General features: G+C 62.8%; 17 protein-coding genes. 10 read left to right on the top strand and 7 right to left on the bottom strand.

The features are described 5' to 3' along the window. The first annotated feature begins 37 nt into the window (after positions 1-37). The gene (locus tag G3N95_RS27490) at positions 38-592 is read left to right on the top strand and encodes a YbaK/EbsC family protein (RefSeq protein ID WP_205973236.1); all 555 of its coding nucleotides are present in this window, start codon (positions 38-40) and stop codon (positions 590-592) included. 18 nt (positions 593-610) lie between these two features. On the opposite strand, the gene wrbA is transcribed toward G3N95_RS27490, so the two are convergent. Then, positions 611-1,210, bottom strand: coding sequence for an NAD(P)H:quinone oxidoreductase (gene wrbA, locus G3N95_RS27485; RefSeq protein WP_205973235.1), 600 nt, complete (start codon positions 1,208-1,210; stop codon positions 611-613). Positions 1,211-1,481: 271 nt separating this feature from the next. On the opposite strand from wrbA, the gene G3N95_RS27480 reads away from it, so the two are divergent. Then, positions 1,482-2,057, top strand: a complete 576-nt coding sequence (locus G3N95_RS27480) for a DUF4142 domain-containing protein (protein WP_205973234.1) — start codon at positions 1,482-1,484, stop codon at positions 2,055-2,057. A 52-nt stretch (positions 2,058-2,109) separates the two neighbouring features. Here G3N95_RS27480 and G3N95_RS27475 read toward each other — a convergent pair whose 3' ends face one another. Beyond that, positions 2,110-2,817 carry an MgtC/SapB family protein gene (locus tag G3N95_RS27475; RefSeq protein ID WP_205973233.1) on the bottom strand — a complete coding sequence of 236 codons (708 nt, stop codon included), beginning with the start codon at positions 2,815-2,817 and terminating at the stop codon, positions 2,110-2,112. Between the two features lie 414 nt (positions 2,818-3,231). Here G3N95_RS27475 and G3N95_RS27470 point away from each other — a divergent pair, with 414 nt between their 5' ends. The 3 genes from G3N95_RS27470 (at position 3,232) to G3N95_RS27460 (ending at position 4,496) form a co-directional block, all read left to right on the top strand. Further along, on the top strand, positions 3,232-3,588 hold the full coding sequence (locus G3N95_RS27470) for a hypothetical protein (RefSeq protein ID WP_205973257.1): 357 nt from the start codon (positions 3,232-3,234) through the stop codon (positions 3,586-3,588). Positions 3,589-3,602: 14 nt separating this feature from the next. Next, positions 3,603-3,968 carry a hypothetical protein gene (locus tag G3N95_RS27465; protein ID WP_205973232.1) on the top strand — a complete coding sequence of 122 codons (366 nt, stop codon included), beginning with the start codon at positions 3,603-3,605 and terminating at the stop codon, positions 3,966-3,968. A gap of 99 nt (positions 3,969-4,067) precedes the next feature. After that, positions 4,068-4,496, top strand: coding sequence for a lytic transglycosylase domain-containing protein (locus G3N95_RS27460; protein ID WP_241018984.1), 429 nt, complete (start codon positions 4,068-4,070; stop codon positions 4,494-4,496). A gap of 28 nt (positions 4,497-4,524) precedes the next feature. On the opposite strand, the gene G3N95_RS27455 is transcribed toward G3N95_RS27460, so the two are convergent. Continuing rightward, positions 4,525-4,929 (bottom strand): helix-turn-helix domain-containing protein, encoded by a 405-nt coding sequence (locus G3N95_RS27455; protein WP_205973230.1) that lies wholly within the window; start codon positions 4,927-4,929, stop codon positions 4,525-4,527. Positions 4,930-5,569: 640 nt separating this feature from the next. On the opposite strand from G3N95_RS27455, the gene G3N95_RS27450 reads away from it, so the two are divergent. The 3 genes from G3N95_RS27450 to G3N95_RS27440 all read left to right on the top strand — a co-directional run bounded on the left by G3N95_RS27450 (position 5,570) and on the right by G3N95_RS27440 (position 6,972). Continuing rightward, the gene (locus tag G3N95_RS27450; RefSeq protein ID WP_205973229.1) at positions 5,570-5,962 is read left to right on the top strand and encodes a hypothetical protein; all 393 of its coding nucleotides are present in this window, start codon (positions 5,570-5,572) and stop codon (positions 5,960-5,962) included. 93 nt (positions 5,963-6,055) lie between these two features. Next, complete coding sequence (locus tag G3N95_RS27445) at positions 6,056-6,658, top strand: hypothetical protein (protein ID WP_205973228.1); 603 nt, start codon at positions 6,056-6,058, stop codon at positions 6,656-6,658. Positions 6,659-6,744: 86 nt separating this feature from the next. Next, positions 6,745-6,972: a DUF2964 family protein gene (locus G3N95_RS27440; protein ID WP_007586054.1), complete on the top strand. Its 228-nt coding sequence runs from the start codon at positions 6,745-6,747 to the stop codon at positions 6,970-6,972. 6 nt (positions 6,973-6,978) lie between these two features. Here the strand turns inward: G3N95_RS27440 and G3N95_RS27435 are convergent, their stop codons facing one another. The 4 genes from G3N95_RS27435 to G3N95_RS27420 all read right to left on the bottom strand — a co-directional run bounded on the left by G3N95_RS27435 (position 6,979) and on the right by G3N95_RS27420 (position 9,537). After that, positions 6,979-8,073, bottom strand: coding sequence for a DUF484 family protein (locus G3N95_RS27435; protein WP_205973227.1), 1,095 nt, complete (start codon positions 8,071-8,073; stop codon positions 6,979-6,981). 147 nt (positions 8,074-8,220) lie between these two features. Further along, positions 8,221-8,412: a YqaE/Pmp3 family membrane protein gene (locus tag G3N95_RS27430; protein ID WP_205973226.1), complete on the bottom strand. Its 192-nt coding sequence runs from the start codon at positions 8,410-8,412 to the stop codon at positions 8,221-8,223. 29 nt (positions 8,413-8,441) lie between these two features. Further along, a complete protein-coding gene (locus tag G3N95_RS27425; protein ID WP_205973225.1) occupies positions 8,442-8,783 on the bottom strand; it encodes a YbjQ family protein in 342 nt (113 codons plus the stop codon). 31 nt (positions 8,784-8,814) lie between these two features. Further along, positions 8,815-9,537: a sulfite exporter TauE/SafE family protein gene (locus tag G3N95_RS27420; protein ID WP_205973224.1), complete on the bottom strand. Its 723-nt coding sequence runs from the start codon at positions 9,535-9,537 to the stop codon at positions 8,815-8,817. A gap of 230 nt (positions 9,538-9,767) precedes the next feature. Between G3N95_RS27420 and G3N95_RS27415 the strand changes: the two genes are divergently transcribed. Further along, the gene (locus G3N95_RS27415) at positions 9,768-10,604 is read left to right on the top strand and encodes a hypothetical protein (RefSeq protein ID WP_205973223.1); all 837 of its coding nucleotides are present in this window, start codon (positions 9,768-9,770) and stop codon (positions 10,602-10,604) included. A gap of 105 nt (positions 10,605-10,709) precedes the next feature. Further along, positions 10,710-11,864 (top strand): acyl-CoA dehydrogenase family protein, encoded by a 1,155-nt coding sequence (locus G3N95_RS27410; protein WP_205973222.1) that lies wholly within the window; start codon positions 10,710-10,712, stop codon positions 11,862-11,864. Positions 11,865-12,151: the final 287 nt, after the last annotated feature.

Below are 12,151 nucleotides of genomic sequence, written 5' to 3'. Positions count from 1 at the left end.
TTTTCGCTCGCTCATTGCCCGGAGATCACAGGTCACCATGCTTTCGCACGAACCGCTTCAGAAGCTCGACATCGTCTCGCCCGATCGCATCGGCGCACATCTCCCCGCACACGTTGCCGCGTCGATCGAAGGCCGCGATATCGTCGTGTTCTCCGTCACCGACGATGCATCGGACACCGCCGACTTCAGCACGCGCTACGGCTTTCCGATGGAAGACTGCGCGAACACGATCGTGGTTCGCTACAAGAAGGACGGCGGCGAACATCTCGCCGCGATCGTGACGCTCGGCTCGCTGCGTCTCGACGTCAACGGCGCGGTGAAAGCGGTGCTCGGCGCAAAGCGCATTTCGTTTGCGCAGCGCGAGATCGCGACCGAGCAAAGCGCCATGGAGTTCGGCGGCATCACGGCATTCGGTTTGCCTGCGAACTGGCGTGTGCTCGTCGATGCCGCGGTGATGGAACGCCGGCAGGTAGTAATGGGCGCAGGCATACGCGAGGCGAAGCTGTTGCTCGCGCCGTCCGTGCTCGCGCAGCTCGGCAACGTCGAAGTCGCGCAATTGACGTTGCCGGCCGGCGAGCCCGACGCGGCCTGAATCGTAGGAACAAGAGGCTCAGCCAAACAGCTTCGCGGCCGTCTTCGCCACCAGTTCGCCCTGATGCCGCGCGCCAGCCAGATCGATGGCGCTCGGCTGGCGCGAGCCGTCGCCCGCTGCGATCGTGGTGGCGCCATAGGGCGCGCCGCCGACGATCTCCGTCATGTTCATCATCCCCTGATGGCTATACGGCAAGCCCACGATGATCATGCCGAGATGCATCAGGTTCGTGATGATCGAGAACAGCGTGGTCTCCTGTCCGCCGTGCTGCGTCGCCGTCGATGCAAACGCCGCGCCGACCTTGCCGTTCAGTGCACCGCGCATCCATAGTCCGCCTGTCTGATCGAGAAACGCGGCCATCTGCGACGAGATGCGTCCATAACGCGTGCCCGTGCCCACGACAATCGCATCGTATTGTTCGAGATCGGCGACCGTCGCAATGGGCGCCTGCTGATCGAGCTTGAAATTCGCCTTCTTCGCAATCTCTTCGGGCACGGTCTCCGGCACGCGTTTGATGTCGACCTGCGCGCCCGCGCCGCGCGCACCTTCCGCCATGGCCTCCGCCATTTTTTCGACATGCCCGTACGACGAGTAATAGAGAACGAGAACCCTGGCCATTGCGATCTCCTGACGTGAATGCGAAGCCCGCATGCTTCGCGTTGAGAGAAGGCGGCATCGATTGCCGTACTGCGCACGATACTCCCGACACATCGCGCATGTCTTCGCAAGGCCGGGGCGCATGCCATTGCATCGTCACGCTACACGCGCCACAACCTTTACGCGCCGTTACACAAGCGACATCGCCGTTGCACCTGCACGCCCGCCCGGCCCCTAGAATGCCCTCGACTGATTTCCAGCTCACGATTCACAACTCACTGAAGGAGAACACATGATCCGTTTGCCCCGCGCTCTCATCGTCTGTGCATCCACGACCAGTTTGTTGCTGCTCGCATCGACGGCGAACGCGCAAACCACGCAACCGGCACAACAGGCACCCGCTGCGAAGTCCGCAGAGACCGTGCGCCTGCACGCTGCCGACCAGACTTTCATCAACGAAGGCACGCAAGCCGTCGCTACGCAACGCGATGCCGCGCGCATCGCAACGTCGCGCTCGACGGATCGTGAGGTGAAGGCTTTCGCCGAAAAGGCCGCCGCCGACAATCTGCAAATCGCCGACGCGCTGCGCGCAGCGAGTCCGCGCGGCGTCGACGTGCCGCACAACAATCCGGACACGGCGGTGCTCGACAGCATCAAGACGATGCGCGGCGCGGAATTCGACAAGACGTACATCGAGCAGATCGCACTGGCCGATGGACAGAAAACGCTGTCTGCGTTTCAGGCGGAAATCGCGTCGGGCCGCAACGAGCAGTTGAAGGACGCCGCGCGCAAGGCGCTGCCCGTCATTCAGGCGCAGTACGCATCAGCGCAAGAGCTTGCAAAGCGCAAACATCTCGCGGCGCAGTAAAGCCAGTTCAGAAGCAAGCTCGAATGAAGCGCATCATCGCGATGCGCTTTTTTTATTCGGGCGTCGGCTCGACTTCCTTCGCCGACCAACTGACGCTCGACACGCTCTTCTCCATGCTGAGCCGGCTCGCCATCAGTTCGAGCTTCGGCTGATCCTTCGGATGCATGCGCAAGGTCGCCGTCACCTGGATGCGCGACGGCTCATCCGCGACATCCTCGCTCGTCAAACTCTGAAACGACAGCGGTTGCGAATACATCGCGTTCGACAGCACCGTGCGAATGTGGATCTCGTCATGCTCGCGGCACACCACCGTCAACACATATTCGCGCACGAGATCCGCGCTCGATACAGGTGTGGCGTTGATCGCGCGGCTCACTTCGCGCAGCACCGTATTGGTTGCCAGCACGACGACGGTGCCCGCGAGCGCCGGTCCGTAATGCCCCGCGCCGCATAGCACACCGACGGCCGCGGAACACCACAGCGTCGCCGCCGTGTTGATGCCCTGGATCGAGCCTTTGTCGCGCATGATCACGCCACCGCCGAGAAAGCCGACGCCCGACACCACGTACGCGGCAATCTGCGTGACACCCGCCACGCCGTTGCCCGTCAGCATGCCGAGCGTGACGAACAGGCACGCGCCGCTCGCGACCAGCGTGATGGTGCGCAGCCCCGCCGTGCGCTGGCGCATCTGACGTTCGAGACCAATCGCGACGCCGCACGCGAACGCGGCGAGCAACCTCCAGATGAAATCCGCTGACATGTCTTTTGAAAGGTGAATGCGGGTTGGATATCGAATGAAGCCTGGCTGCCCGAGCCGGCTCATGGGAGCGATATCCTGAGGCCGCTGTGTTTCACTACTGTGTTGCAGGAATATGTTGTGCGGCCAATCATTTCGGCTGCCGCCGGCAGCGAAGGAAAATGAAATCCGCCTGACGCGAAACGTGTCTTCCGTCAGGCCGCGAAGCGCCGCCAACCGCGAGGCAACCTCACCGCTTTCGCGCCCTCGACGGTCAGAGTTTCCGCTCGACCGCTATTTCTTGAGTCAAGTTTCCCGATTTGCCAAACGTTTGCGGTTTGCATATCAAGTTCGCCGTGATCCTGCCGACAAACCGATACAGCCCGTTATAGCGTCAACGACTTCTGGGAGCGGTTCGTGAAGCAGCTTGCGATAGGTATGGTTCTCGCCGTGATGGCCGGTTGCGCGCAGTTGCCTGCCAATACGGCATCGCAGGCGGACAAGCCGCCCGCGTCGAACGACGTCATGAGTTTCACGATTCCGCCCGACGCACTCGGCGCGCGTGACCCGCAGCTGTCGGCCGTACTGGCCAAGGCGGGCGCGCTGGCCGCGTCGCAGAAGCAGCCGACGACCATTCTCGTCACCGCACTCGGCCAGGATCTGCCGTACCTGAACCAGGCCATCTGGCGCGGCGTGCCTTCGCAGCATCCGGCGAAGCTCAGCCTCGAGAACCTGACGGCGGGCGCGAATCAGCCGTATAGCGTGTCGATCCGGCCGACGGCCGCGACGCCATGAGGGGAAGCCACGTCATGTTCCGCACTGCCATCCTCGCGGCGAGCCTTGCGCTCGCCGCGTTCATGAGTCAGGCCGCGTCCGCTGGCCAGCCTGCCGTTGCCGGCGCGCTGTCGACCAGCGGCTCGAGCGCGGCGCCCGCCGCGTCCGCTGCCGCCGACAAGGTCTATCCGCCGCTGCCGACGCTCGCGATGCTGCCGCCCTCGGCCGGCGACGACGACGAACCGCCGCTCGCACCGAAGCCCACTGCGAAGAAACGCAAGGTGCGCGCGTCCGTCGACTTGCGGCCCGCCGCGCCCGCTGCGCGACTCGTCGTGTCGGAGACGACGCGCACCTATCTGCGTTCGGTCGAAAAGCAGCTCGACCTCGCGCTCGCGAAATAACCGCTGATCCGCGAACCCTACGGAGCGTCATACGTGTCTCTTCACCGATTCCGCGCTGCGCCCCGCTCAGGGCGTCCACTCGGGCGTGCGCTCGGCGCGCTGGCCCTGTCGTTCGCCGCGCTGACCTGCGGGACGGCACGCGCCGACGACTGCTTCGAGCAGGCCGCCGTCTATCAGGGCGTCAATCCGCTGATTCTGCGTGCGGTCGCGTGGCATGAATCGAAGGGCGATCCCGCCGCGGTCAACCGCAATACGAACGGCTCGATCGACGTCGGCCAGGCGCAGATCAATTCCGTGCACTTCAGCGACCTGAAACGCCTCGGCATTCCGCATCGCGCGCTCACGGATGCGTGCGTGAACATCTACGTCGCCGCGTGGCTCATCAAGCAGAAGATGGTGAAGTACGGCAACACGTGGCGTGCGATCGGCGCATATCACTCGGAGTCGCCGAAAGAGCGCGACGCCTATGCGCGCAGCATCCAGAAGATCCTCGTCGCGTGGGGCGAGCTGCTGCCCGCGGCTCATTGACGACACTGGCGGGTGCCGCTGCCCGCTTTCATTTGCGCGACTTCGTGAGGCGGTGCCCCAGACCGAGATTGGTCGCGATCTGCCAGGTGTAGACCCGCGAGTAGCTGACGCCGAACCTCGCGCGTATCAGTTCGCGCAGACGATTGCTGGTCCACGCGTCGGAAGGAAACCCGTGAATGCCCGCGGGGCCGTTCAGCGCCGCCGCGATCCATTCCATCGCAGCCTCGTCGAGCACCGACGACCTCCCGCCTACACTCATCTGCCGCAACGACTCCATTCCGCCTTCGTTCATGAGCGCGCGATATTTGCGCACTGTGTTCTCGGAGATGTGCAACTGCGCGGCGACATCGCTGACGGACGCGCCCTCCATCAGCATCTTGCCTGCGGCGAGCCTGCGCATGACGGTCGGCAATGCTTCGTTTCGTGGCGACATGAACGGCCTCGCTGATGGTCGGTACAGGAAAGCCTTGGGTGCCGCATGACGGGCCTTGCTCGGGCGCGTGGCAAAAGTTAAAAAAACCAATATATGCTTCGCGACTGTTTGTGTCAGGCGTCCGTAAAATTTCATGAATATCGAAAAACCATTTGTGGATTTTATTGCGCAATATCTAACGAAAATCAACAAACGAATCATTTCGGTAAATAATAAGAAACCCTCACATTTTTTCAACCACATTACACAGCACCCTTGAACTTACCGAAATCGTTTGCTAGCATGCAGTAACCGTTACTTACGTCGAGTGCAGTCAAGGCTTACAACCGCACTTTGAACTGTGCGCCTGCCACGTTTCACAGGGGAACGTCGTATGGCAATACCTCGATTTCAATAACGCACTACCCAATCGCCGCGGCTTTCGTATGCCAAGGCAATAACTTTTTATTCCGCCCAGTTCGCCGCTTTTAAAGCGGTGGGTATATTCCTGCCCGAAAATTCTTATGATTGTCCGAAATTAAATAATATTCATCGGCACAAAACATCATTTAGGCATAAACGACATAACCGGCAGTTTGTAATTGTCCGCCGCGCAGGTTTACATGGCCTGCGTGACGGCGCATCACGCGCGGAGGTAGAGATGGAAGTGGAACGGGTCGAACGTATCGTCGTGGCGCTGCGGCGCGCGGCGGAACATGAGCGTCTTCTGAGCTATCAGCGCTTTCATGCGATGTTCGGCGCGGGCGATCCTCTTACCGCTCGCTACGACGCGCTGGAGCGTGCCATAGCGTCGCTCGGCGAAGTGTCGAGCATCGATTACGGTGTGCTGCTCGCGCTGAGCAACGGCTTGCCCGGTCCCGACTTCTTCCGCCGCTACCAGAAGCACCGCTATGACGACTATGTCGCCGTCATGGGGCCGCCCATCCACCGGCAGTCGATCAAGCGCAAGCGCGTGCTGGTCGAGGCGGAACGTCGCCGCGTCTATGACGATGCAAGAAAAAGGGCGTCCTGCCACGCCGCCGAAACCGCCTGAGCCCAGGCCGGACAGACCCGCACAGAACGCGGGCCCGGCACATCGCGCCATGTGGCCAACGAACCAAGCGTCCATTTAACCGAGGAGTCTCACATGCAACTTGCAGCTCGCCGTTCGATTCGCATCCTGACCATCGCTGCCGCTTGCGCGGCGCTCGCCGCGCCCGCCCTCAACGCCCGCGCGCAGGACAATCCGGCGTCCTCGCCCGATGCCGTCGGCACGGCAGCCGTCGCCGAAGTGACGGCGCACATCACCCATATCGACGCCGACAACAACGAAGTGACGATCCGCGGACCGCGCGGCAATTCGATGATCGTCGACGTCGATCCCGACGTCGGGGACGTGAAGAAACTCAAGGTCGGCGACGAAGTGCATATTTCGTACAAGGGTGCGCTGCTGCTGTCAGCGGACAAGGTCGATGCGAAGGGCATACGTTCGCGCGTCGAATCGCAGGCGACGACGCCCACGAAGAGCGGCGCGTCGACGCAGGTGCGTCGTGTGGAAGTCGTCGCGACCGTGCAGAAGATCGACCGCAAGAAGCGCGAGGTGACGTTGCGCGGACCGAAGCACACCGTGGTGCTCGAGGTCGCGCCCGACGTGCCGCTCGAGAAGATCAAGGTCGGCGACAGCATTCGCGCGAACTACGCGTCCGCCACGGCCGTGCAGATCACGCGCAACGGCACGCCCATCCAGTAACGGGCTGCTTGCGCCCTTCCGTCTCGCCCGGCATATGACGCGGGCGAGACATATCGCTGCCGGTCACTGCCCGCATGGTCAATCCGATGCCTATCGAACCCTGGAACTCCCCAAAGCGCCGCGCGCGCCGCAAGATGATCTGGAGCAAGGCTCACGTCGTGCTGGCCGCGATCGGCACGCTGTCGGCCGTCGCGGGCATCGCCGTCGCGATCAACGGCGGGCTCGAATTCAATCGCACGAAGGTGTTCGTCGGCGTCGGCATCATCGTCGTGTCGACGATCCTCTACGTGTCGATGCTGTTCGTCGACGACTAGCACGCGTCAGGTGACGAGCGTCACCACGCGATTGCGCCCGTCGGCTTTCGCCTTGTACATCGCGCGGTCCGCTTCGTCGACGAGCGTGCGGCCAAGCCGGTCGAGATCGGCGCCGAGCTGCATCGCATGCGCGGATACGCCGATCGACACCGTCAGCGGTATGCGCGCGCCGCTGTCGTCGTGCAGTTCGAGTTGCGCGACGGCCGTGCGCATGCGCTCGGCCACCACCAGCGAATCCTTCAGGTCGCCTTGCAGCAACACGGCGAACTCTTCGCCGCCATACCGCGCGATCGTGTCGCCGAGGCGCGTCTGCTTGCGCAGACATGCGCCGACCAGCGCGAGCGCGCGGTCGCCGACTGCATGGCCGTGTACATCGTTGATCGGCTTGAAGCCGTCGATATCGATGAAGAGGCAGCCGAGCGGCAGACGGTAGCGCGACGCACGCGTCGTCTCTTCGCGCAGACGCTCGTCGAAATAGCGTCGATTGGGCAGACCCGTCAACGCATCGGTTGCACCGAGCCGTTCGAGCTGCTCGCGATGCGCGACGTTATCGAGGCTCGCCGCCACGATCACGGCGAAGCGTTCCAGCATGTCCGTCGCCATGCCCGCCGCGAAGCGGCTGGCGTTGTCGCTGCCGAGGCACAGATAGCCGCTCAGTTGGCCGTTGGCGGCAAGAGGCAGCAGCGCGACGCTGGCCGCCTGCATATCGCGGGTACAGAGCGCGTCGTGCGTTGCATCGTCCATCGATGCGGCGGTGCCCAGCCAAGGACGTCCTTGCGGACACAGACGCGTCGCCGCGTCGCCGATTTCACGCGACGTCTTCAGTGACGCGACCGGGCCTCCGTTCGCCGGCTGGATCACGTGACGCGAGGCCATCTCATGCAGCAGCGGCAGCGTGTCGTTGAGCCAGAGCATCACGCACTCCAGTCCGAACTCGCGCGGCAGATAATCGAGCAGCACGCGGCAAAGGGACTGGAAATCCTGCGCGCGAATCAGTTGAAGTTCGACATCCTGGAAGCGGCGCAACGTGCGTTCGTTGCGTTGCACCGTATCGACGAGTGCGCGAAGACGGACGGACTGGGGCGTGTGTGGTGTGCTCATCGGGGCCGTTGCATTGGGGCCCGCTACAGGGCCCAACGTCTGGTTATCGGCCACGATGCACGTTTGCTTGAGGCCGACGGTTGCGATCGGTTGCAACCGCCTTGAACGCCGCCCGCTTCACACGGCGCGTGGCCCCGAATACGCCGATCAGCGCCGGCCGAGCGCCTCTTCGATCTTGCGATCGGTCTTGTACTGGCTCAGTGCGTAGACCGACCAGATCGCCGCGGGCAGCCAGCCGATGATCGTGAGCTGCAGCACGAGGCAGATGATCCCCGCGATCGGTCGGCCGATCGTGAAGAACTGGAACCACGGCAAGAGCAGGGCAAGCAACAGACGCATGAGATTTCCTTCTGGTTGAAAAAACCTGGTTATACGTTGACGTTGCGGCGTGCGTGCACGGCGGTGCCGTAGCAGAGCACTTCCGTCACGCCCGCGCCGATCTCGGTCGCATCGTAGCGCATGCCGATGATGGCATTCGCTCCGAGCATCCCCGCTTCGGCCAGCATGCGCTCGTAGGCGTCCTGCCGCGCACGCTCGCACAGCGACGTGTACAGCGAGATGTTGCCGCCGAAGATCGTCTGCAACCCCGCGCCTATCGATCCCACCACGGAGCGCGAGCGCACGATGATGCCGCGTACCATGCCTAGCGATGCATCGACGGTATGGCCGGGCAAATCGAAGGTCGTGGAGACCATGTGTCGTTCGATCATGTCGTTTCCTCCGCTGGTTGATTCGTTTGGTTCAGCGGCCCGCCGCCCACAGCAGCGACAAACCGGATGAGAGCATCAGTCCGTCGACGACCAGCCTGAACGTGCCGGGACTCATGCGCACGACGATGCGGCGCGCACAGAATGCGCCCGCCATCAGCGCGGACCCCGTGATCAGCCCGTCGAGCACCACATGCAGCGGCAGCGCGCCGAAGTGATTGAAGGCCGCGACTTTCGCGGCATAGACGGCGAGCGAGCCGGCCGCTTCCGTCGCGAGAAACGCGCCTTTCACGAGACCGTAGCCCATGAACACGGGCACCGTGATCGGTCCCGTCGACACGACGATGCCTGTCAGAAAGCCGACGGGCCCGCCGATGGCAGCAAGATGCCACGGCGAAAAGCGGACCGCGCGGCGCGCGAGCCAGCGGCGCGCGGGCACCATCGCGACGAAGAACAGGCCCAACGCGATCTCGACGGCATGCGGCGGCAGCGCGAGCAGCGTGCGCACGCCGAGCGCCGCGCCCGGCACGGCCGTCGCGCAATACGCGCCGCACGCGCGCCAGTCGATCTCGCGCCACCACGCAAGCACCTTGCCGAAATTGCCCATGATCGCGGCGATCGCCATGATGGGCACCGCCTGTTGCGGGCCGAACAGCATCACGAGCACGGGCATCAGCAGCATCGACGAACCCGTGCCGATCACACCGCTCAACGTACCCGCGGCAAGACCGACAGCCAGTACCAACAGATAACCCATGCGACTCCCCGAAAAGCGCGTTGGCGCCATGCTACTGGAAAATGGCGGCACATCATTCAAACATGCGACGAATGCCGGCAGGTGTTTTTGCACAACAGCGGCCTTTCGGCAGCTAATTGCTGCTACAACTCGTATTGGACGCGCGCGCTTGCCGCGTCTGTTTCGTCTGCCGATTGCGGGCGGTGCGATGCGTTAGCGACCTGTGCGATATCCGTTTCAAGGAACGCGCGATGATGAGCGAATCCAGCAGAATGTTCGTGGCAGGCGGCGTGCTGATCGGCGCGCTGGCGCTCGCGACACTCGGGCTCCGCTTCGGCAATCGCGAGTCGTCGGCGAAGGAAGCGGACGGCCACATCGATGCGTCGCTCGCGTCCGGCGCGCTGCCCGTGATACCCGACGCGCCCGTCGACGATCCGCAGAACGCCGGCATCGCACGCGTGTTGCAGGCGGTGCACGACAGTCTGCAAAGCAATGACCTCGCCTCCGCACGCGTGCTGCTCGATGCCGTGCTGACGATGCGCGCAAACGAACCTCAAGCCCTCATGCTTCAGAAGGAACTGGCTGCGCGCGAAGCGATGGCGCGCGGCGTGCAGACGTCGACATTCGACCGGCAAGGCGATGCGAGATCCGCGACGCACGCGCATGCGTCGCGCAAGACGCTGCATGCGCGCGTGCATCATGTGACGGACCATGACGAAGAGGAAGACCTTTCAGTCAACAACCCGCCGCCGCCCGTCGATATCCGTTCAACCAGCGCAAAGAACGACACGACAAGCGACATTCAAAACGCGCAACCAGAGCCTGAAGCCGCAACACAAACGGCGACAACGACAACAACTGAAGAACCGCCCGCACCACCCGCCGCCCCCGTCATCGCGCCCGGCAAGCCAAACGACGAAGCGCCCGGCGCCTCGATCCGCGATGCATCGAAAACCCGCGCCGATGTACGCGACGAACTGAATCGCGCGCGCAGCGACGGCTCGATGTCGCGCTTCGGCAATCCCGATCCGTATGGCCCCGGCGGCGCATCGAGCCGCGACACGCAGCCTTCCGCGCGAAACTGGTAATGCCAGAGCGCCCGCCGCATGTTCGCTGACCGGCCGGTTGGCGAATCCGCGCGTCCGTCTCTACAATGACCGGCCAGATCAACTGCGTCTTGCACAGGTAACACGATGATCCGCGATCAGGAAACACTTTCCATTCTTCTCGATTCGCTGTCGCGCTTCGTGCGCGAGCGTCTCGTGCCCGCCGAAAACGAAGTCGCCGAAACGGATGAAATCCCCGCCGACATCGTCGGCGAAATGCGCGAACTCGGTCTCTTCGGCCTGTCGATTCCCGAGGAATACGGCGGCCTCGGTCTGACGATGGAAGAGGAAGTGCTCGCTGCGTTCGAGATCGCGAAGACCTCGCCCGCGTTCCGCTCGCTGATCGGCACGAACAACGGCATCGGTTCGCAAGGGCTCATCATCGACGGCACGGACGAGCAGAAGCAATACTATTTGCCGAAGCTCGCATCGGGCGAACTGATCGCTTCGTTCGCGCTGACGGAACCGGGCTCGGGCTCGGATGCCGCGTCGCTGCGCACGACAGCCGTGCGCGATGATGACCATTATGTGATCAATGGAACCAAGCGTTTCATTACCAACGCACCCGAAGCCGGCATCTATACGGTGATGGCGCGCACCAATCCGGATATCAAGGGTGCGGGCGGCATCTCGGCGTTCATCGTCGAGCAAGGCACGCCCGGTTTGTCGCTGGGCAAGATCGACAAAAAGATGGGCCAGAAAGGCGCGCATACCTGCGACGTGATCTTCGAGAACTGCCGCGTGCCTGCGTCGAACATCATCGGCGGCAAGGAAGGTGTCGGCTTCAAGACGGCGATGAAGGTACTCGACAAAGGCCGCCTGCATATCTCTGCAATCTGCGTCGGTGCGGCCGAGCGCATGCTCGACGACGCGCTGCGCTACGCAATGGAGCGCAAGCAGTTCGGCCAGCCGATTGCCGAATTTCAGCTCGTGCAGGCCATGCTCGCCGACAGCCGCGCGGAAATCTACGCCGCGCGTTCGATGGTGCTCGACGCCGCGCGCCGCCGCGACGAGAAACAGGACGTATCGACGGAAGCATCGTGCTGCAAGCTGTTCGCGTCGGAGATGTGCGGACGCGTCGCCGATCGCGCGGTGCAGATTCACGGCGGCGCAGGTTATGTGTCCGACTATGCCGTCGAACGCTTCTATCGCGATGTACGCCTGTTCCGCATTTACGAAGGCACGACGCAGATCCAGCAACTGGTCATTGCGCGTAACATGATTCGCGACGCAAGCCGCTAAAGCGATACTACGTCGATCAACGCAGACGTTTGCGATTGCGTTGATCGATGTCATTGCAGTCGTAAGCCTGCTTCAAATTGCGCACACGTATAGGCACTTTTTCGATTGCCAGAAAAATTATCCCGTCCTAAACTGAGTTGATGACGCAACGCAACAAGCACCGGATGATGCTTAAGGTATGTCCGATGTCCGCATTCATCAAAGCGTCATGCTTCTGCCATTTTTTTCGCTGATCTTGATCGAAGCCGCGCCTCATTCGAGGCGCGTTGAAGTCTCGCCCTGGTATC

It is taken from the genome of Paraburkholderia sp. Tr-20389 (genome assembly GCF_017104565.1).
Lineage (GTDB): Bacteria > Pseudomonadota > Gammaproteobacteria > Burkholderiales > Burkholderiaceae > Paraburkholderia.
The sequence above is the reverse complement of the archived record's forward strand: the minus strand, read 5'-3'. Positions and strand labels throughout refer to the sequence as shown.